This is a genomic window from Angustibacter speluncae (assembly GCF_054777815.1).
This window is the reverse complement of sequence record NZ_BAAHAF010000034.1, coordinates 38091-58040: the sequence shown is the minus strand read 5'-3', so window position 1 is coordinate 58040 and position 19950 is coordinate 38091. Positions and strand designations below refer to the sequence as shown.

Here is a 19950-nt window from a genome sequence, read left to right as displayed (position 1 = left end):
GCCAGCCCGCGGGCGACCCCGCCCGTCGGCGCGACCGCGGGAGGCAGGCCGTCAGTCGGTCGGCGCGGAGGTCAGGCCGGCGTCGGTCGTGCCCGACGTGGTGCCGGCCGAGGCGCCCGAGTCGAGGGTGCTGCCTGCGGTGGTCCCGGAGTCGGTGCCGGAGTTCGTGCCGCCGCCCGTGCCGCCCGACGAGCCGCCGGACGAGCCCGTGCCGTCCGTGCCGCCGGTGCCGGACTCGCCGGTGGGCGGCGGGTCGGCGGGCGTGGTCGGGGGGTCGGTCGGCGTGGTCGGCGGAGGCGTGACCGGGGTGGTGGGCGGCGTGCTCGGCGTGCTGGGCGGCGTGCTCGGCTGCGTGGCCGGCGGCGTCGTCGGCGTGGCAGCCGGCGTCGTCGGCGTCGAGACCGGCGAGGTGGGGATCAGGACCGGGGCCGCGGTGGTGCCCGAGCCGCCGGCGGCGACGGCGCCACCGAGGGCGAGGACGCCCTGGCCGCGGCTGACGGTGACCAGCGTGACGCCGGCGCCGCGCAGGGTGCCGGCCGCCTCGAGCTTGGCCTTGGCCTGGTCGCGCACCGGCAGCATCACCAGCGGCGGGTCGGTCTCGACGACGCGCGCGCCGAAGACCTGGGAGCCCGTCGGGGGGCGCGAGTAGGTACGGGGCCGGTCGAGGGTCGCGGAGGCCGGAGCGGCCACGAAGGTGTCGACCTGGGTGGTCGCGGTCGTGCCGTCGCCCGTGGCGACGAAGGCCGCCACCGCGAGGAAGCACGCGGAGACGCCCAGCGCGACGCCCTCGGCGCTGTTGCGCGGCGCGAGGACCACCTTGACACCCATCAGAGCCACCCCTCTGATCGAACCGGACGACCCGGTGCAGGCCGGGTCGGACGTGCACCCGCATCCCGCGGGTTCCGTACGCGTGTGGTGTCGGCAGCAGGGGCCCCGGACTTGAGCGATCCGGGGAGCATTCACCCGGACGGGCCAACCGACGTCCGGTTCGTCCATGTATCGCCGACGCGCAGCGTCAGCGGGCGCGAGCTGCCTTCAGGACCTTCTTCGGCACCTTCGCGGCGACCTTGAACTCGCGGCCGTCGGAGCGGTCACCCTTGCGCTCGGCGAAGCCGGCGTCGGCGAGGCGCTTGAGGACCAGCGGGCACTTCTTGCAGCGCGGCTTGTCCTTGCAGCACTTCTTCTTGGCGGTGACGGACGGCACGAGCCGAGGTTAGGTCAGGCTTCCCTGATCCGACGAATCCCCGGCGTGGCGCGACCCCCGGAGGGGCGGACGAGTCGACCTGTACGCCGGGTCCTGTACCCGCCCGGATCACTCCGGACGGGTGGCGGCCATCCCTCTACGACGTGCGTCGCCGCACGCCTCCAGCGGTCTACCCGCAGGCTCGGGCGGGCCGCCCTCGAACGCCTGCTGCTCGACCTTGCTCCGGGTGGGGTTTGCCGAGCCACCCCCGTCACCGGGGGCGCTGGTGGTCTCTTGCACCACCGTTTCACCCTTACCGGCGCCTGCCGCCCCCGAGGGGGCGGTGGTGCACCGGCGGTCTGTTCTCTGTGGCACTGTCCCGCGGGTCACCCCGGGTGGGCGTTACCCACCACCCTGCCCTGCGGAGCCCGGACGTTCCTCGGCGGGACGGTCTTCCGTCCCGACGCGGCCGCCCGGTCGACTCGTCCGCAGGTCCAGCGTACGCGTCAGGCGGGTTCGAACCGCACCACGCGGCGCTCGACGTCGGCCTCGACCAGCCGGACCCGCACCTGCGTGCCCGGCTCGAGGTCGCCCGAGCACCGGGCGAGCACCGCCGGGTCGGCCAGCTGCACCAGGGCGCTCGCGCGCTCCCCCTCCTCGCCCTCCGGGGCGTCGACCACCACGGCCGCGAACTCCTGCCCGACCCTGCCCTGCAGGGTGGCCGCCTCGACCAGGTCGATGACGGCCCGCTCCAGCGAGCCCGCGAGCCGGTCGGAGGTCTGCATCGCCTCGGGCAGGGTCGGCAGCGCCTCGCGCACCCAGGCCGGCACCTCCGCTCCGCGCAGCAGGTGCTCGCAGGTGACCAGGCCGAACCGGTCGACCAGCCTGCGCAGCGGCGCCGTGACGTGCGCGTAGGGCGCCGCGACGGCCGCCTGCACCAGCCCCTGCGGCACCTCGCCGTCGAAGGCGGTGTACGCGGCGCCGCGGAACAGCACCGTCGACTCGTGCAGCACGGCGAGGTGCGCCGGCGTCGCCGGGTCGAGCGAGCGCAGCAGCTCGCCGAGCGGCTGGTCCGTCGGCGCGTCGACGCCGAGCGCCCGCGCCTGCCGGCGGAACCGGGCCACCGTGCGGTCGTCGGGCGCGGGCATCGTCCGCAGCACACCCACCTTCCCCTGCACCATCACCGCAGCCGCGGCCATCCCGGTGAGCAGCGAGATCTGCGCGTTCCAGTCCTCCACCACCGACCGCGGCCGGTAGCGCAGGCGGTAGCCGCCGCCCTCGTCGTCGCCGACCTCCTCGACCTCCTGGTCGGGGATGCCGAGGGCGGTGCCGCCGCGCGCCCGCTCGGCCGCCTGCAGCACCTCCCCCACCTCCGGCAGCAGCGCGAACGGCTCGGGCACCTCGCCGGCGTCGTGCGCCGCCTGGACCGCCTCGTAGTCGTAGCGGCCGCGCGAGCGGACCATCGCGCGGCGCAGCGCGGTGCCGACCAGCGTGCCGTCCGGCCCGAGGTCGAGGTCCCAGACGAAGGCCGGCCTGGCCTGGTCGGGCAGCAGGCTCGCGGCGTCCTCGCCCAGCACCGGCGGGTGCAGCGGCACCCGCCGGTGCGGGGCGTACAGCGTCTGCCCGCGGCGGCGGGTCTCGGCGTCGGTCGGCGAGCCGGGCCGCACGAACGCGGGGACGTCGGCGATGGCGTACCGCACCCGCCACCCGGTGCCGCGCCGCTCCAGGTGCATCGCCTGGTCCAGGTCCAGGGCCGACGGCGGGTCGATGGTCACGAACGGCACCTCGGTGAGGTCGTCCGGCGGCAGCTCGGGGTCGGCCGCCGCCCGCTCGGCGTCGGCGAGCACCTCGGGCGGGAACTCGCCCGGCACCTCGAGCTCGACGAGCAGCGCGTCGAGCGCCCCCTCGAGGCCGGACGGGACGGACGTCGACGCGTGGGCCATCGCGCCAACGTAGCGGCGGCTGCGCGGGGCGGCCCGCGGGCGCGTGGGACGCTGTGCGCGTGCTGGTGCTGCTCCCCCCGTCGGAGACCAAGGCGAGCCGGGGACGCGGGCGCCCGGTCGACCTCGCGTCGCTGAGCCTGCCGTCGCTGACGCCCGACCGCGAGCGCGTCCTGGAGGTCGTCGCGGCCGCGAGCGCCTCCCCGGACGCGATGGCCGTGCTCGAGGTGCCCCGCACGCTGGGCGCGGAGGTCGAGCGCAACACCCGCTGGCGCACCGAGCCGGCGCTGCCGGTCTCCGGGCTCTACACCGGCGTGCTCTACGACGCGCTCGACCACGCCTCGCTCGACGCCGGCGCCAAGCGCCGCGCGCGCACCCGGCTGCTCGTGGTGTCGGCCGTGCACGGCGCGCTGCACCTCGACGACCGGGTGCCGCCGTACCGGGTGCACGCGTGCGCGCGGCTGCCGCTCGGCCCGGGCGGCGACCCGGTCGAGCTCGCCGCGTTCTGGCGCGGGCACCTGGCCCGCGAGCTGCCGTCCCTCGCCGGTGACGGCGTGGTCGTCGACTGCCGCTCCGACACCTACCGCGGCATGTGGAAGCCGGTGGGCGAGGTCGCGGAGCGGCGGGTGTCGGTGCGGGTGCTGCGCGACGTCGGCGGGCAGCGCTCGGTCGTCTCGCACATGGCCAAGCACACCCGCGGCCTGGTCGCGCGGCACCTGGTCTCGCGGCCGGGTCGCGACCCCCGGTCGGCGCAGGGGCTGGCGGCGGCCGTCGGCGAGGCGTTCGACGTCGAGCTCTCGACCCCCGCCCGCGACGGCAGCCGCGTGCTCGACGTCGTGGTGCGCGGCTGACCGTGCCGCGGGTGCCCCTGTGGGCGGTGTCCGTCCTGGTCGCCGCCGGCTGCCTGCTCACCGGTGCCCTGTCGCCGGCCGGTGCCACCGGCCTGCTCGGACGGGTCGCGCCCATCCTGGTCTTCGTCGCCCTGCTCACCGTCGTGGCCGAGATCGCCTCGGCGGCAGGGGTGTTCGACGTCCTCGCGCGCTGGGCCGCGATCGCGGGCGGTGGGCGCACGTGGCGGCTGTGGCTGCTCCTGGCGCTGGTGGCGTGGGCCTGCACGACCGTGCTCTCGCTCGACACCACCGCCGTGCTCGTGACCCCGGTCGTGCTCGTCACGGCCCGGCGCACGGGTGCCCCGGTGCGGCTGCTGGCGGTGACCACGCTGTGGCTGTGCGCCACCGGGTCGCTGCTGCTGCCGGTGTCGAACCTGACCAACCTGCTGGCCGCCGACCGCATCGGCGGCGGCGTGCGCGGGTACGTGGCGCTGTCGTGGGCGCCGGCGCTGGTGGCGGTCGCCGTGACGCTCGTCGTCGCGGCGGTGCTGCACCGGCGCGACCTCGGCACGCGGTACGAGGTCCCGCCCCCGCACGAGGTGACCGACCGGGTCTGGACCGGCGGCACGGCGCTGGTGTGCGCCGCGCTCGTCCCCGCTTTCGTCAGCGGCGTGGAGGTCTGGGTGCCGGCCCTGGTGGCGGTGGTGGCGCTGGCCGCCCTGACGGCCTGGCGGCGACCCGCGGTGCTGCGCAACGTCGAGGTGCCCTGGCGGGTGCTGCTCACCGTCCTCGGCCTGTTCGTCGCGGTCGAGGCCGCGCACGAGCGCGGGCTCGACGCGGTCGCCACGGCCCTGCTCGGGGACGGCGGGGGCTACCTCGACCTGCTGCGGGTCGCCGCGGTCGGCGCCGCGGGGTCGGACCTGCTGAACAACCTGCCCGCCTACCTCGCGCTCGAGCCCGGCGCCGACGGTCCGGTGGCGCTGATGGCCCTGCTGGTCGGGGTCGGCGCCGCCCCCCTGGCGACGCCGTGGGCCTCGCTGGCGACCCTGCTGTGGGCCGACCGGTGCCGCGCCGACGGCGTCGAGGTGCGCTGGGGACCGCTGCTGGTGCAGGGGACGCTGCTGGGTGCGCTGGTGCTGCCGCCGGCCGTGCTCGCGCTCGCGCTGGTCTCCTAGGGATCCGCTCCTAGGACTCCTCCGGCTCGGGCACCGGCTCGGCGCCCTCCCGCTCGTCGCGGTCCGCCCACTCCAGCAGCGGCGCGATGTCGAACACCTCGTCGTCGATGCCCGCGTGCAGGTCGCCGAGCTCGGCGTACCGGCCGGGCATCGTCGCGACCGTGAAGTCGGAGGCGGTCGCGTCGTCGACCTCGTCCCAGCGGATCGGAGCGGAGACCGTCCCCTCCGCGTTCGCGCGCACCGAGTACGCGCTGGCGATGGTGTGGTCGCGGGCGTTCTGGTTGTAGTCGACGAACAGCGCGGCCGGGTCGCGGTCCTTGCGCCACCACGTCGTCGTCACGTCGTCCGGTGCGCGCCGCTCGACCTCGCGGGCGAAGGCAAGCGCCGCGCGGCGCACGTCGCCGAACCCGTGGTCGGGCCGGATCCGCACGTAGACGTGCAGGCCGCGCCCGCCGGAGGTCTTCGGGAAGCCGACGGCGCCGAGCTCGTCGAGCACCTCGTGCGCGACGTGGGCGACCTGCTGCACCCGCGACCACGGGCAGTCGGGCATGGGGTCGAGGTCGATGCGCCACTCGTCGGGCTTCTCGGTGTCTGCGCGGCGGCTGTTCCAGGGGTGGAACTCCAGCGTCGACATCTGCACGGCCCACACCACGTGGGCCAGGTCGGTGACGCACAGCTCGTCAGCCGTCCGGTTCCACCGGGGGAAGGTGAGCCGCACGGTCTCGAGCCAGGGCGGTGCGCCGTGCGGCACCCGCTTCTGGTGCACCTTCTTGCTGCCGAGGCCGTCGGGGAAGCGGTGCAGCATGCACGGCCGCTCCCGCAGCGCGTTCACGATGCCGTCGCCGACCGACACGTAGTACCGCGCGATGTCGAGCTTGGTCTGCCCCGTCTCGAGGTAGACGCGGTCGGGGTTGCTGATCCGCACGGTGCGGCCGGCGACCTCGAGCTCGACCGCGGGTGACCCCTTCGACGTCGCCATGGCGCGAACCTAGCCCAGCGCCTCCAGGCCGCGCCGGACGTCGTCGACGAGGTCGGCCGCGTCCTCCAGCCCCACCGAGATGCGCACGACGGAGTCGGTGATGCCGACGCGGGCACGACCCTCGGGGCCCATCCGCCGGTGCGTGGTGGTGGCCGGGTGGGTGACGAGCGACTTGGAGTCGCCGAGGTTGTTCGAGATGTCGATGAGGGACATGGCGTCCAGGACGGCGAACGCGGCCTCGCGCCCCGTCCGGCCGGTGTCGGCGAGCTCGAAGGTGACGACCGTGCCGCCGCCGGTCATCTGGGCGCGGGCGAGGTCGTGCTGGGGGTGGCTGGGGAGCCAGGGGTACCGCACCCACGACACCTCGGGGCGCTGCTCGAGCCAGCCGGCCAGGCGCAGCGCCGACTCCTGCATGCGGTGCACCCGCAGCGACAGCGTGTCGAGGCCCTTGAGCGCGACCCACGCCGTGAACGGGCTCATCGACGGGCCGGTGTGGCGCATCAGCTCCTGCACGGGGCCGCGCACGTACTCCTCGCTGCCCAGGATCGCGCCGCCGAGCGTGCGTCCCTGCCCGTCGACGTGCTTGGTGGTCGAGTAGACGACGACGTCGGCGCCGAGCTCGAGCGGCTTCTGCAGCAGCGGCGTCGCGAACACGTTGTCGACGACGACCGTCGCGCCCGCCTCGTGGGCGAGGTCGCAGACGGCCCGGACGTCGACGACCTCCTGCATCGGGTTCGACGGCGACTCGAAGAAGACGGCCTGCGCCCCCTGGGCGAGGGCGTCGCGCCACTGGTCGAGGTCGGTGCCGTCGACGAACGTCGTGCGCACCCCCCAGCGCGGCAGGATGTCGTCGAGGATCGCGAAGCACGAGCCGAACAGGCTGCGGGCGGCGACGACGTGGTCACCCTGCCCGAGCAGCGCCGCCAGCGAGGTGAACACCGCGGCCATGCCGGTGGCGGTGCCGAAGCAGTCCTCGGCCCCCTCGAGCAGGGCGAGGCGGCGCTCGAACTGGGCCACGGTCGGGTTGCCGTAGCGCGAGTACATGAAGTGCTCGACGTCGCCGGTGAACGCGGCCTCGGCGGTGCGGGCGTCCGGGTAGACGTAGCCGGAGGTGAGGAACAGCGCCTCGGCCGTCTCGTCGTAGCCGGTGCGCTCGAGCCCGCCACGCACCGCGACGGTGTCGGGACGCCAGCCGGACGGGTCGGGAGCCGGACGGGTCACGCGCTCAGCCCTGGCGCCAGGGCAGGCCCTCGGCCCGCCAGCCGGCGCCGCCGCGGCGGCCGGCGCTCACGCCGCCCTCGAAGCCGTCCAGCACGTTGTACGACGGGCCGAGCCCGGCGTCGGTCGCCGCCCGGGCCGCCGCCACCGACCGCACGCCGGAGCGGCAGAGGAACACGAGCGGACGGTCGGGCTTGTCGCCCAGCGCTTCCCGCAGCTCGTCGACGAAGCGCTCGTTGACCTGGCCGGTGGCGTACTGCTGCCACTCGACCAGCACGACCTCGCGGTCGAGCTCGTCGGTCTCGGGGACGCCGACGTAGGCCCACTCCGCCGTGGTGCGGCAGTCGACGAGCAGCGCGTCGGGGTCGCGCTGCAGCAGCTCCCAGGCCTCCTGCGGCGTCAGGTCGCCCGCGTACCCGTGCGCGCTCACAGGCCCGACTCCGTCGTGCGGACCAGGATCGTGCGGCACTCCTCGCACCGCACCACCTCGTCGGGCGGCAGCTTGGCGATGCGGGCCAGCTCGACCGGCGTCAGCTCCATCCGGCACCCCTCGCACCGCTTGCCGCGCAGCATCGCCGCACCCACCCCCGTCTGCTCGCGCACCTTGTCGTACAGCGTCACCAGCGCGGGGTCGAGACCGGCGGCGACCTCGTCGCGCTGCGCGGTCACCTGCCCCGCCTCGGTGTCGATCTCGCCGAACGCGGACGCCTGGGACGCGGTGACCTCGGTGGTCTGCTCCTCGGCGGTCGCGAGCGCCCGCTCGAGCCCGGCGACCTCGCCCTGGGCCCGCTCGAGCCGCTCCATCACCTCGAGCTCGACGTCCTCGAGCTCGGACTGGCGCCGGCCGAGCGACTCCAGCTCGTGCTGCAGGCCCTGCAGGTCCTTGGCCGAGCCGGTGCCCGCCTCGAGCCGGGCGCGGTCGCGGGCGGCGCGGTTGCTCACCTGCTCGACGTCGGCCTCGGCCTTGCGCAGCTCGCGCTCGACGTCGCCGACGACGGTGCGCGCCTGGACGAGCCGGTCGCGCAGCGCCGCGCGCTCGGCGTCGAGCTCGGCGAGCCGGGCCGTCTCGGGCAGGGTGCGGCGGCGGTGCGCCAGCTGCCGCAGCCGGGTGTCGAGCGCCTGCACGTCGAGCAGCCGCACCTGGTCGAGGGCGTTGGCGGTGGTCACGTCGTCGATCCTCTCGCACCGGTACCGGTCGCGGTCGAGCCGGGGACGACGAACGTCCACGGGTCGGTCGGGGTCGTGCTGACCCGCACGTCCAGCCCGGGCAGCCGCTCGCGCAGCAGGGCGGCGCAGCGGTCGAGCCAGGGCCACTCGCTCGCCCAGTGCGCGACGTCGACCAGCAGGGGCCGGCCGTCCGGGCGGTGCTCGCGCGCCTCGCTCGCCGGGTGGTGGCGCAGGTCGGCGGTCAGGTAGACGTCGGCACCGCTCGCCCGGACGGCGCCGAACAGGCTGTCGCCGCTGCCGCCGCACAGCGCGACCGTCCTGACCTGCGCGGCGGGGTCGCCGCTCACGCGCACGCCCTGCGCGGTCGCGGGCAGCCGGTCGGCGACGAGCCGCGCGAAGTCCTCGAGGGTGGTGGGCTCGGGGAGCGTCCCCACCCGTCCGATGCCGGTCGACGGGGTGGTGCCGGCGACGGGCACGAGGTGCACGGGCACCTCCTCGTAGGGGTGGGCGGCGACGACCGCGGCGCGCACGGCGGCGACCGCGCCTGCCGGCACCACCATCTCCACCCGCACCTCCTCGACCGACCCGCGCCGCCCGGCGGCGCCGATCGCGGGCGAGGTGCCCTCGCCCGCCTCGAACGTGCCGGTGCCGGTGGACGCGAACGCGCACCGGTCGTACCCGCCGATCCGGCCGGCACCGGCGGCCGCCGCGGCGTCGACGACCCGCTCGACCGCGTCGGTCGGCGCGTAGGTCACGAGCAGCAGGTCGTCCGGGGCGGGCGCCGGCTCGAGCGGGCGCAGGTCGCGCAGGCCGAGCAGGTCGGCCAGCGCCTCGTTGACGCCACCGACCGCCGCGTCGGCGTTGGTGTGGGCCACGTGCAGCGCCACACCGGCCGTCAGCAGCCGGTGCACGACGCGGCCCTTCGGGGTGTCGGCGGCCACCGAGTGCACCCCGCGCAGCAGCAGCGGGTGGTGCACGACGAGCAGGTCGGCCCGGTCGGCGACGGCCTCCTCGACCACGGCCGCGACCGGGTCGACGGCCAGCAGCACGCGGCGGACGGGGGCGGCGGGGTCGCCGCACACCAGGCCCACGGCGTCCCAGCCCTGCGCGGTGGCGGGCGGGTAGGCGGCGTCGAGGACGTCGAGCACCTCGCGCAGCGTGGGGGGTGCGTCGCTCACGGCGGGGAGCCTACGTGGGCCCGGCCGGGCTCGAACCGACGACACCCGCGGTGTAAACGCGGTGCTCTACCAACTGAGCTACAGGCCCCGGCGCGCAGCGTCCCACACCGCGCCCGCGGCGGGCGCCCGGGTGGGGGCCGTGGCCGCCGGAGTCTCGGGTCACCGACGGCCACGGCTGAGATACATGAAACCGCAACGACACCCCTCGCGGGAACCCGCTGCGACCGCGTCACCCGCTCGGGTGACGCCCGGACGCCCCACGGGCGGCTGGGTGGGTCTCAGAGCGCAGCGACCGCCGCCCGGTAGGCCTCGAGCGGACGCGCCTCACCGGGGCCGTTCACCACCGACCAGCGCAGGACGCCGTCGCGGTCGAGCAGGAAGCTGCCCCGCAGCGCGAAGCCGAGGCGCTCGTCGAGGACGCCGTAGGTGCGGGCGGCCGCGCCGTGCGGCCAGAAGTCGGACAGCAGCGGGAAGTCGAAGCCCTCCTGCTCGGCCCAGGCCCGCTGGGCGTACCGGGGGTCGCACGAGACGCCGACCACCTGCACGCCGGCGGCGCGGAACCCGCCGATCTCGTCGCGCAGCGTGCACAGCTCGGCCGTGCACGTGCCGGAGAACGCGAACGGGTAGAAGACGAGCAGCACGGCGGACTCGCCCCGCAGGTCGGACAGGGTGAAGGGCTGGCCGTCCTGGTCGGGCAGCGTCAGGTCGGGCGCCGGGCTGCCGGTCGTGAGGACGTCGGTCGCGGGGGTGGTCACCGCGTCAGGATCGCCTGCTGCCCTTCGGCGAGACGAGCCGGGTGGCGGTCCAGTCGGGACCGACGGGGATCGAGCGGGTGACGTGCAGTCCGGCGGTGGGGGCGGCCTCCTCGACGTCGGACGGGGGGACGTGGCCCTCGCGCCCGCTCTTCGGCGTCAGCAGCCAGATCGGGCCGCCCTCGGCGAGCGCGCCGGGCGCGTCGACGAGCGCGTCGGTGAGGTCGCCGTCGCCCTCGCGCCACCAGAGGATGACGCCGTCGACGACCTCCTGGGCGTCCTCGTCGACCAGCTCGTTGCCGGTGAGGTCCTCGATCGACTCGCGCAGGTCGTGGTCGACGTCGTCGTCGTAGCCGTACTCCTGGACGACCTGCTCGCGCTCGAAGCCCAACCGGGCCGCGAGGTCCTGCTCGCCCGCGGCGTCCGCGGTGCTGCTCACCGTCGCGCTCTCCTTCACGTCGTGACCCGGCCGTGCGCCGGGTAGGCACGACCGTAGACCACCCACGGGCGGTCCACCACGCGTCTGCCTACGATCGGGGCGTGGGTCGGGTGAGCACGCGGGTGCCGGTGACGCGCTTCGACCTGGGGCGCGGCGCGAGCACGCGCCGCCCGGACGCGCTGGCGGTCGAGGAACCGCTCGAGCTGCGGGTCGGCGGCACCCCGCTGGTCACGACCATGCGCACGCCGGGCCACGACGTCGAGCTCGCCCTGGGGTGGCTGCTGGCCGAGGGCCTGCTCGCCGCCGCCGACGACGTCGCGGGCGCGATGCACTGCACCGACACCGACGAGACCGGCTCCCCCACCTTCAACGTCCTCGACCTCACCCTGCGCGCCGGCGTCCCCGTGCCGGACGTCGCCGGGCGCCGCACCTTCGGCGTCTCCTCCTCCTGCGGGGTGTGCGGGACGGCGACCGTCGACGCCGTCCGCGAGCGCGTCGGTCGCGACCTGACCGGCGACGCCACCCGCGTCGAGGTCGAGGTGCTCGCCTCGCTGCCGAACCGCCTGCGCGAGGAGCAGGCGGTGTTCACGCGCACGGGCGGGCTGCACGCGGCGGGCCTGTTCACCGCCGCCGGCGAGGCGCTGGTCGTGCGCGAGGACGTCGGGCGGCACAACGCGACCGACAAGGTGCTGGGGTGGGCGGCGCGCGAGCGCGGTCTGCCGCTGCCCGGCACGGTGCTCGTGCTGAGCGGGCGGGTGTCCTTCGAGCTGGTGCAGAAGGCATGGGCGGCAGGCGTTCCCGTGATCGCCGCGGTGTCGGCGCCGTCGTCGCTCGCGGTGCAGACGGCCCAGGACGCCGGCATCACGCTGGCCGGGTTCGTGCGGCCGCCCACGCTGAACGTCTACACCCACCCGCAGCGGGTGGGCGGGCAGGCTACCGACCGGTAGCCGGGCCCGGTGTGACGGTCGGCGCCCGAGAGGACAGGATGGAGCCCTGCCGGGCCGACCGTCCGGCCCGACGACGACGAGGAGCGCTCCCGTGGCTGGACGTGACGAGGCTGGTCCCATCCTCAACGGGCTCCCGACCAACCTGCCGGACATCGACCCGGACGAGACCGCCGAGTGGCTCGAGTCGCTCGACGCCGTGGCCGAGACCGCGGGACGGCGGCGGGCCCGGTACCTGATGCTGCAGATGCTGCAGCGCTCCCGCCAGCTCGGCGTCGGCGTGCCGTCTCTGACGGCCACCGACTACGTGAACACGATCCCGCCGGAGCGCGAGCCGTGGTTCCCCGGCGACGAGGACGTCGAGCGCCGGTTCCGCGCCTACCTGCGCTGGAACTCGGCGATGATCGTGCACCGCGCCCAGCGTCCCGGCATCGCGGTCGGCGGCCACATCTCCTCGTACGCCTCGTCGTCGACGCTGTACGAGGTGGGCTTCAACCACTTCTTCCGCGGCCCCGACCACGAGGGCGGCGGCGACCAGATCTACTTCCAGGGCCACGCCTCCCCCGGCGTGTACGCGCGGGCCTACCTCGAGGGCCGGATGTCGGAGCAGCAGCTCGACGGCTTCCGCCAGGAGCTCTCGCACCCGGCCGGCGGCATGCCGTCGTACCCGCACCCGCGCCTCATGCCGGACTTCTGGCAGTTCCCGACCGTGTCGATGGGCCTCGGCCCGCTGAACGCGATCTACCAGGCGCAGTTCAACAAGTACCTGCACAACCGCGGGATCAAGGACACCTCGCAGCAGCGGGTCTGGGCCTTCCTCGGCGACGGCGAGATGGACGAGCCGGAGAGCCGTGGCCTGCTGCAGGTGGCTGCGAACGAGGAGCTCGACAACCTCACCTTCGTCGTGAACTGCAACCTGCAGCGGCTCGACGGCCCGGTGCGCGGCAACGGCAAGATCATCCAGGAGCTCGAGGCGTTCTTCCGCGGTGCCGGCTGGAACGTCGTCAAGGTGGTGTGGGGCCGCGAGTGGGACCCGCTGCTGGCCAAGGACAACGACGGCGCCCTCGTGCACCTGATGAACTCGACCCCGGACGGCGACTACCAGACGTACCGGGCCGAGAACGGCGCGTTCATCCGCGAGCACTTCTTCGGCCGCGACCCGCGCACCCGCCGGATGGTCGAGCAGATGACCGACGACCAGATCTGGTCGCTCAAGCGCGGCGGCCACGACTACCGCAAGGTCTACGCCGCGTACGACGCCGCGACCTCGCACACCGGTCAGCCGACGGTGATCCTGGCGAAGACGATCAAGGGCTACGGCCTCGGCGCGAACTTCGCGGGCCGCAACGCGACCCACCAGATGAAGAAGCTGACGCTCGACGACCTGAAGACGTTCCGCGACGGCCTGCGCATCCCGATCAGCGACGAGCAGCTCGAGTCGAACCCGTACCTGCCGCCGTACTACCACCCGGGCGCCGACAGCGAGGAGACCGAGTACCTGCTCGAGCGTCGTCGCGCGCTCGGCGGCTCGGTGCCGCAGCGCCGCACCAAGGCGGCGCCGCTCGTCGTCCCCGGCGACGACTCGTGGAAGCAGGCGAAGAAGGGGTCCGGCAAGCAGCAGGTCGCGACCACGATGGCGTTCGTCCGGATCCTCAAGGACCTGATGCGCGACAAGGAGTTCGGCAAGCGGATCGTGCCGATCATCCCGGACGAGGCCCGCACCTTCGGCATGGACTCGTTCTTCCCGACGATCAAGATCTACAACCCGCACGGGCAGAACTACACCTCGGTCGACCGCGAGCTGATGCTCGCCTACAAGGAGTCGATCGAGGGCCAGATCCTGCACGTCGGCATCAACGAGGCCGGCTCGCTCGGCGCCTTCACCGCGGCCGGCTCGTCGTACGCGACGCACGGCGAGCACATGATCCCGATCTACGTCTTCTACTCGATGTTCGGGTTCCAGCGCACCGGCGACTCGATCTGGGCGGCCGCCGACCAGATGACGCGCGGCTTCCTGATCGGCGCGACGGCCGGTCGCACGACGCTGACGGGTGAGGGGCTGCAGCACGCCGACGGCCACTCCCCGCTGCTGGCCTCGACCAACCCGGCGGTCGTCACCTACGACCCCGCGTTCGGCTACGAGATCGGGCACGTCCTGCGCGACGGCCTCGAGCGCATGTACGGCGCGGGCACCGACGACGACCGGTCGCGCGACGTCATCTACTACCTCACCGTCTACAACGAGCCGATGGTGCAGCCGGCCGAGCCGGACGACCTCGACGTCGAGGGCCTGCTCAAGGGCGCCTACCTGCTGAAGGAGGCCGCGGACGGCCAGGGCCAGGACGCGTCGCAGCGCCCCCAGCTGATGGCGTCCGGCGTCGCGGTGCCGTGGGCGCTCGAGGCGCAGGAGCTGCTCGCCAAGGACTTCGGCGTCGCCGCCGACGTCTGGTCGGTGACGTCGTGGAACGAGCTGCGGCGCGACGGCCTCGCGTGCGACGAGTGGGCGTTCGACCACCCGGGCGAGCAGGCGCCGGTGCCGTTCCTGGCCCAGCGGCTGCAGGGCCGCGAGGGCCCGGTCGTGGCGGTGAGCGACTACATGCGCGCGGTGCCGGACCAGGTGCGGCAGTACGTGCCGAACGAGTACGTCTCGCTCGGCGCCGACGGGTTCGGCCTGTCCGACACCCGCCCGGCGGTGCGGCGGCACTTCAAGATCGACGGCCCCTCGGTCGCCTACCAGGCGCTGCGGATGCTGGCCGCCCGCGGCCAGGTGCCCGCCGACGCCCCGGCGAAGGCGTACGAGCTCTACCGGCTCGACGACGTCACCGCCGGCACCTCCGGCAACGCGGGCGGCGACGCCTGACCCGCTGTTCGCTCACCTGTTCGTTCACCACGTCCAGTTGGTGATCGCCTACTTCACGTGGCGTGCGCGCCCCGTGAAGCAGGCGTTCGCCTCGCGGAGACGCGCCGGACCGCCACGCGCCGTTTGTGGGGACGGCACAACGTCCGGCCCTAGGATCGGCGCGTGGCGACCAGGCAGCCCGCGCGCCAGCGCGGCACCGCGGGGCTGGCGACGGCCGCGCTGCAGCGGCTCGACGAGTCGCTGCCCTGGTACCGCGCCCTCGACGCGCAGGACCGGTCGTGGGTGGGCCTGGTGGCGCAGGCGGGCATCAGCGCGTTCACGACCTGGTTCGAGCGTCCCGGCGAGCCGCTGACGATCACCGCGGACGTGTTCGGCACGGCCCCGCGCGAGCTCACCCGCTCGATCAGCCTGAGCCGCACGCTCGAGCTGGTGCGCACCGTCGTCCAGGTGGTCGAGGACCACGTCGAGGAGCTCACCGACGACCCCGCCGACCCGGCGCAGGCGGCGGCCGTCCGCGAGGCGGTGCTGCGCTACTCGCGCGAGGTGGCCTTCGCCGCGGCCGAGGTCTACGCCCGCGCCGCCGAGACCCGCGGCGCGTGGGACGCCCGGCTCGAGGCGCTCGTCGTCGACGCGCTGCTGCGCGGGGAGACCGACGACGCCCTGCACTCGCGGGTCGCCGCGCTCGGCTGGAACCGGCACGCGGCGGTCACCGTGGTGGCCGGGACGGCCGGCGACAGCGGCACCGACCTCGTCGACGACCTGCGGCGCGCGGCCCGCAAGGCCGCCGACGACGCGCTCGTCGGCGTGCAGGGAGGCCGCCTCGTCGTGCTGCTCGGCACCGCCGGCGACCCCGCCGCCGCGGCCGAGAACATCGCGCCCCGCTTCGGTCCCGGCCCGGTCGTCGTCGGCCCGACCGCCACCGACCTCGACGGTGCCGGCCGGTCGGCGCGGATCGCCCTGGCGGGCCTGGTCGCCGCCCGCGCCTGGCCGTCGGCGCCGCGCCCGGTGCACGCCGACGACCTGCTGCCCGAGCGGGTGCTGTCCGGCGACGTCACCGCCCGGCGTGCGCTGGTCGACCGGGTGCACGCGCCGCTGGTCGCGGCGGGCGAGGCGTTCGCCGAGACGGTCACCACCTACCTCGAGCAGGGACGCTCGCTCGAGGCCACCGCGCGCACCCTGTTCGTGCACCCCAACACCGTCCGGTACCGGCTCCGGCGGGTCGCCGAGCTCACCGGCTGGGACGCCACCCGGCCCCGGGACGCCTTCGTGCTGCAGACCGCGCAGGCGGTCGGGCTGCTGGCCACCCGGCCCGCGCCATGACGACCTGCCCGTTTGTAGGAATCCTCCACATCCGCCGCCCAACCTTGTGCGGTTCGTGATCGGCGGCGACCGCCCGGACGCGCGAGGCTGAGGACGTGCTGGTCATCGTCTGCCCCGGCCAGGGCTCGCAGACCCCTGGCTTCCTCGCGCCCTGGCTCGAGCTGCCCGGCTTCGCCGACCGGCTGTCCTGGCTGAGCGCCGTCGCGGGCGTCGACCTGGTCGCCCACGGCACCACGTCGGACGCCGACACGATCCGCGACACCGCGGTGGCGCAGCCCCTCATCGTGGCCGCCGGGCTGGTCAGCCTGCTCGAGGTCTTCCCGCACCCGTCCGAGGCGTTCGCCCAGGTGGGCGGCGTGGCCGGGCACAGCGTGGGCGAGCTCACCGCGGCCGCGGCCAGCGGCGTCCTGAGCGCCGAGCAGGCGATGGTCCTGGTCCGCGAGCGCGGCCGCGCGATGGCCGAGGCCTCCGCCGTCACCCCCACCGGGATGAGCGCCTGCGTCGGCGGCGACCCGGACGACGTGCTCGCCACCATCGAGCGGCACGGGCTCACCGCCGCCAACGTGAACGGGGCCGGGCAGGTGGTCGCGGCCGGCACGCTCGAGCAGCTCGAGGCGCTCAAGGCCGACCCGCCGGCGAAGGCGCGGGTCATCCCGCTGCAGGTCGCCGGGGCGTTCCACACCTCGCACATGGCACCGGCGGTCGACCTGCTCGAGCGGCACGCGCGGGCGATCACGACCCGCGACCCGCGCACGGTGCTGCTGTCGAACGCCGACGGCACGGTCGTCAGCGAGGGTGCCGAGGTGCTGTCGCGGCTCGTCAGCCAGGTGAGCAACCCGGTGCGCTGGGACCTGTGCATGCAGACCTTCGTCGAGCTCGGCGTCACCGGGCTGATCGAGATCCCGCCGGCCGGCACGCTGACGAACCTCGCCAAGCGCGCGATGCCCGGCGTCCAGACGCTCGCCGTGAAGACGCCGGACGACCTCGAGAAGGCGCGCGCCATGGTCGCCGAGCACGCCGCGGCGCCGGCCGAGCCGGACACCACCTGGCGGGTCGTCGTCGCGTCCGCGCCCGGCACCGTGCACATCGACGAGGCGGCCGGCCCGGGCGAGGAGGTCACGCCCGAGACCGTCGTGGCACGCGTCGACACCCCGGGCGCCGGGGACGACGACGAGGTGACCGCCGGCGAGGGCGGCACCGTCGTGGAGTGGCTCGTCGAGGAGGGTGAGACCGTCTCGCCCGGTCAGCCCTTGCTGCAGCTCGACCCCGAGGGAGGTCAGTGATGGTGGACCTGGTCGCACCGGCGCCGGCGTCGCACGCGCGCATCACCGGGGTCGGTGCCTACCGTCCCGAGCGCGTCGTCACCAACGCCGAGATCTGCGAGCGCATCGACTCCTCGGACGAGTGGATCCGCGAGCGCTCCGGCATCGTCACCCGGCGCTTCGCCGCGAAGGACGAGACCGTCGTCGACATGGCCGAGGCCGCGGCCCGCGACGCCCTGGCAGCCGCCGGGCTGACCGGCGCCGACGTCGACGTCGTGCTCGTCGCCACGGTGACCCACCTGCTGCAGACGCCCGCCGCCGCACCGCTCGTGGCGCACCGGCTCGAGGCCACGCCCGCCGCGGCGTTCGACATCTCGGCCGCGTGCGCCGGCTTCTGCCACGGCGTCTCGCTCGCCAACGACATGGTGCGCAGCGGTACCGCCCGCCACGTGCTGGTGATCGGCGTCGAGAAGCTGTCCGACATCACCGACCCCACCGACCGCGGCAGCGCCTTCATCTTCGGCGACGGCGCCGGCGCGGTCGTGATCAGCGCGTCCGACGAGCCGGGCATCGGCCCCACGGTCTGGGGCAGCGACGGCGGTCAGTGGGACGTCATCACCCAGAACCAGCCCTGGGACCGGCTGCGCGAGGACGACGACCTCGAGTGGCCGACCCTGCGGATGGCCGGCCAGAGCGTCTTCCGCTGGGCCGTCTGGCAGATGGCGCCCGTGGCGCGCAAGGCGATCGAGGCGGCCGGCATCGCGCCCGAGCAGCTCGACGCCTTCATCCCGCACCAGGCGAACGTGCGCATCATCGACGCGATGGTGAAGCAGCTGGCCCTGCCCGCGCACGTGCCGGTCGCCCGCGACATCGCCGAGACCGGCAACACCTCGGCGGCGTCGATCCCCCTCGCCATGCACCGCATGCTCGCCGAGGGCGAGGCGCCCTCCGGCGGCCTGGCCCTGCTCATCGGCTTCGGCGCGGGGCTGGCCTACGCCGCCCAGGTCGTCCGGCTCCCGTAGCGAGCCGCCCAGTCCCCCGCCCCCGGGCGGGTCGCAGTGTCCGAGAACGCAACCCACGAGCACGAGGAGAGTCACCCATGGCGCAGAGCGAGCAGGAGATCCTCGCCGGCATCGCCGAGCTGGTCAACGAGGAGACGGGCCTGCCCGTCGAGTCGGTCGAGATGGACAAGTCCTTCACCGAGGACCTCGACATCGACTCGCTGTCGATGACCTCCATCGTCGTGCAGGCCGAGGACAAGTTCGGCGTGAAGATCCCCGACGAGGACATCAAGAACCTCAGCACCGTCCGCGACGTCGTGTCGTACGTGCAGCAGGCCCAGGGCTGACCAGCCCCACCGGCCGGTGACGGGCCGACCGCCCGTCACCGGCCGCCGGGTCGGCCACCCCCCGACCCACCCGTCCCACCGACCTGAAGCGGGAGAGCGACCTCCATGACCTCGACCAACGGCGGCCGACGCGTCGTCGTCACCGGACTCGGCGCCACGACGCCCCTCGGCGGCGACGTCGACAGCACCTGGAAGGCCGCGCTGGCCGGGCAGTCGGGTGCCCGTCCCCTCCCGCCCGAGTGGCTCGAGCGCTACGACCTGCCCGTGCACTTCGCGTGCCGGCTGGCGGTGCCCCCGTCGGAGGTGCTGCCGCGCCACGAGGCCAAGAAGCTCGACCCCTCGGGCCAGTACGCGATGATCGCCGCCCGCGAGGCCTGGGCCGACGCGGGCTCCCCCGAGGTCGAGGGCGAGCGCCTCGGCGCCGTCGTCGCCACCGGCATCGGCGGCGTGTGGACGCTGCTCGACGCCTACGACGTGCTCAAGGAGTCCGGCCCGCGCCGGGTGCTCCCGATGACCGTCCCCATGCTCATGCCGAACGGCGCCGCCGGCGCCGTCGCGATCGAGTTCGGCGCCCGCGCCGGCGCGCACTCCCCCGTCTCCGCGTGCGCCTCCGGCGCCGAGGCGATGGCCTACGCCCTCGACATGATCCGCACCGGCCGCGCCGACGTCGTGCTGGCGGGCGGCACCGAGGCGGCCATCCACCCGCTGCCGATCGCCGGCTTCGCGTCCATGCGCGCGCTCTCGACCCGCAACGACTCGCCCGAGACCGCCTCGCGGCCCTACGACACCAGCCGCGACGGATTCGTCCTCGGCGAGGGCGCCGGCGTGGTGGTGCTCGAGTCGGCCGAGCACGCCGAGGCGCGCGGCGCCCGGGTGTACGCCGAGCTGCTGTCGGCCGGTCTCACCTCCGACGCCCACCACATCGCCGCCCCCGACCCGGAGGGCCTCGGCGCCACCCGTGCGATGCGGGCGGCGCTGGCGAGCGGCGGCGTCGACGTGTCCGAGGTCGTGCACGTCAACGCCCACGCCACCTCGACCCCCGCCGGTGACATCGCCGAGTCCGCCGCCATCGGCGCGGTGCTCGGCGAGCACACCGGGTCGGTCGCGGTGTCGGCCACCAAGTCGATGACGGGCCACCTGCTCGGCGCCGCCGGCGCGGTCGAGGGCATCCTGTCGATCCTGGCGCTGCACCACGGCCAGGCACCGGCGACCACGAACGTCACCGAGCTCGACCCCGCGATCTCGCTCGACGTCGTCACCGGCGGCCCGCGCGAGATCGGCCACGGCGTCGCGCTGAACAACTCGTTCGGCTTCGGCGGGCACAACGTGGCCGTCGCCTTCCGCAGCGTCTGACC

At 74.9% G+C, this 19950-nt stretch carries 19 protein-coding genes, 1 tRNA gene and 1 other RNA gene; 9 read left to right on the top strand and 12 right to left on the bottom strand.

Going from position 1 to position 19950, the window contains the following annotated elements:
* Window positions 1–51: 51 nt before the first annotated feature.
* The 4 genes from ACYVKY_RS03865 to ACYVKY_RS03850 all read right to left on the bottom strand — a co-directional run bounded on the left by ACYVKY_RS03865 (window position 52) and on the right by ACYVKY_RS03850 (window position 3126).
* Window positions 52–828 (bottom strand): hypothetical protein, encoded by a 777-nt coding sequence (locus tag ACYVKY_RS03865; protein WP_460433674.1) that lies wholly within the window; start codon window positions 826–828, stop codon window positions 52–54.
* A 187-nt stretch (window positions 829–1015) separates the two neighbouring features.
* Complete coding sequence (locus ACYVKY_RS03860) at window positions 1016–1204, bottom strand: hypothetical protein (RefSeq protein WP_460433673.1); 189 nt, start codon at window positions 1202–1204, stop codon at window positions 1016–1018.
* A 66-nt stretch (window positions 1205–1270) separates the two neighbouring features.
* An RNA gene (rnpB, locus tag ACYVKY_RS03855) (RNase P RNA component class A) lies at window positions 1271–1668 on the bottom strand.
* Window positions 1669–1689: 21 nt separating this feature from the next.
* Window positions 1690–3126 carry an RNB domain-containing ribonuclease gene (locus ACYVKY_RS03850; RefSeq protein ID WP_460433672.1) on the bottom strand — a complete coding sequence of 479 codons (1437 nt, stop codon included), beginning with the start codon at window positions 3124–3126 and terminating at the stop codon, window positions 1690–1692.
* A gap of 59 nt (window positions 3127–3185) precedes the next feature.
* Between ACYVKY_RS03850 and ACYVKY_RS03845 the strand changes: the two genes are divergently transcribed.
* Together ACYVKY_RS03845 and ACYVKY_RS03840 are read left to right on the top strand one after the other, a co-directional pair.
* Window positions 3186–3974 carry a YaaA family protein gene (locus ACYVKY_RS03845; protein WP_460433671.1) on the top strand — a complete coding sequence of 263 codons (789 nt, stop codon included), beginning with the start codon at window positions 3186–3188 and terminating at the stop codon, window positions 3972–3974.
* Between the two features lie 11 nt (window positions 3975–3985).
* On the top strand, window positions 3986–5128 hold the full coding sequence (locus ACYVKY_RS03840) for an SLC13 family permease (protein ID WP_460433670.1): 1143 nt from the start codon (window positions 3986–3988) through the stop codon (window positions 5126–5128).
* 10 nt (window positions 5129–5138) lie between these two features.
* Here ACYVKY_RS03840 and ligD read toward each other — a convergent pair whose 3' ends face one another.
* The 8 genes from ligD to ACYVKY_RS03800 form a co-directional block, all read right to left on the bottom strand.
* Window positions 5139–6107 carry a DNA polymerase domain-containing protein gene (gene ligD / locus ACYVKY_RS03835; RefSeq protein WP_460433669.1) on the bottom strand — a complete coding sequence of 323 codons (969 nt, stop codon included), beginning with the start codon at window positions 6105–6107 and terminating at the stop codon, window positions 5139–5141.
* A 9-nt stretch (window positions 6108–6116) separates the two neighbouring features.
* Window positions 6117–7328, bottom strand: a complete 1212-nt coding sequence (locus tag ACYVKY_RS03830) for an O-succinylhomoserine sulfhydrylase (protein ID WP_460433668.1) — start codon at window positions 7326–7328, stop codon at window positions 6117–6119.
* A gap of 4 nt (window positions 7329–7332) precedes the next feature.
* Complete coding sequence (locus ACYVKY_RS03825) at window positions 7333–7755, bottom strand: rhodanese-like domain-containing protein (protein WP_460433667.1); 423 nt, start codon at window positions 7753–7755, stop codon at window positions 7333–7335.
* Window positions 7752–8492 carry a zinc ribbon domain-containing protein gene (locus tag ACYVKY_RS03820; RefSeq protein WP_460433666.1) on the bottom strand — a complete coding sequence of 247 codons (741 nt, stop codon included), beginning with the start codon at window positions 8490–8492 and terminating at the stop codon, window positions 7752–7754. Before ACYVKY_RS03820 ends, ACYVKY_RS03825 begins: the two co-directional genes overlap by 4 nt.
* Window positions 8489–9670 carry a Nif3-like dinuclear metal center hexameric protein gene (locus ACYVKY_RS03815; protein WP_460433665.1) on the bottom strand — a complete coding sequence of 394 codons (1182 nt, stop codon included), beginning with the start codon at window positions 9668–9670 and terminating at the stop codon, window positions 8489–8491. The genes ACYVKY_RS03820 and ACYVKY_RS03815 overlap by 4 nt, the downstream gene beginning before the upstream one ends.
* A gap of 15 nt (window positions 9671–9685) precedes the next feature.
* Window positions 9686–9758, bottom strand: a tRNA-Val gene (locus ACYVKY_RS03810).
* Window positions 9759–9948: 190 nt separating this feature from the next.
* Window positions 9949–10425, bottom strand: a complete 477-nt coding sequence (locus ACYVKY_RS03805; protein ID WP_460433664.1) for a peroxiredoxin — start codon at window positions 10423–10425, stop codon at window positions 9949–9951.
* A gap of 4 nt (window positions 10426–10429) precedes the next feature.
* The gene (locus tag ACYVKY_RS03800; protein ID WP_460433663.1) at window positions 10430–10861 is read right to left on the bottom strand and encodes a DUF3052 domain-containing protein; all 432 of its coding nucleotides are present in this window, start codon (window positions 10859–10861) and stop codon (window positions 10430–10432) included.
* Between the two features lie 101 nt (window positions 10862–10962).
* On the opposite strand from ACYVKY_RS03800, the gene fdhD reads away from it, so the two are divergent.
* From fdhD to fabF, 7 genes are all read left to right on the top strand, one after another.
* The gene (gene fdhD, locus ACYVKY_RS03795; RefSeq protein ID WP_460433662.1) at window positions 10963–11808 is read left to right on the top strand and encodes a formate dehydrogenase accessory sulfurtransferase FdhD; all 846 of its coding nucleotides are present in this window, start codon (window positions 10963–10965) and stop codon (window positions 11806–11808) included.
* 91 nt (window positions 11809–11899) lie between these two features.
* Window positions 11900–14665, top strand: coding sequence for a pyruvate dehydrogenase (acetyl-transferring), homodimeric type (gene aceE, locus ACYVKY_RS03790; protein ID WP_460433661.1), 2766 nt, complete (start codon window positions 11900–11902; stop codon window positions 14663–14665).
* Between the two features lie 162 nt (window positions 14666–14827).
* Window positions 14828–15985: a PucR family transcriptional regulator gene (locus ACYVKY_RS03785; protein WP_460433660.1), complete on the top strand. Its 1158-nt coding sequence runs from the start codon at window positions 14828–14830 to the stop codon at window positions 15983–15985.
* Between the two features lie 95 nt (window positions 15986–16080).
* The gene (locus ACYVKY_RS03780) at window positions 16081–17268 is read left to right on the top strand and encodes an acyltransferase domain-containing protein (RefSeq protein WP_460433659.1); all 1188 of its coding nucleotides are present in this window, start codon (window positions 16081–16083) and stop codon (window positions 17266–17268) included.
* Window positions 17268–18269, top strand: a complete 1002-nt coding sequence (locus ACYVKY_RS03775) for a beta-ketoacyl-ACP synthase III (protein WP_460433658.1) — start codon at window positions 17268–17270, stop codon at window positions 18267–18269. Before ACYVKY_RS03780 ends, ACYVKY_RS03775 begins: the two co-directional genes overlap by 1 nt.
* Window positions 18270–18346: 77 nt before the next feature.
* The gene (locus ACYVKY_RS03770; RefSeq protein WP_460433657.1) at window positions 18347–18595 is read left to right on the top strand and encodes an acyl carrier protein; all 249 of its coding nucleotides are present in this window, start codon (window positions 18347–18349) and stop codon (window positions 18593–18595) included.
* A gap of 105 nt (window positions 18596–18700) precedes the next feature.
* Complete coding sequence (gene fabF, locus ACYVKY_RS03765) at window positions 18701–19948, top strand: beta-ketoacyl-[acyl-carrier-protein] synthase family protein (RefSeq protein WP_460433656.1); 1248 nt, start codon at window positions 18701–18703, stop codon at window positions 19946–19948.
* Window positions 19949–19950: the final 2 nt, after the last annotated feature.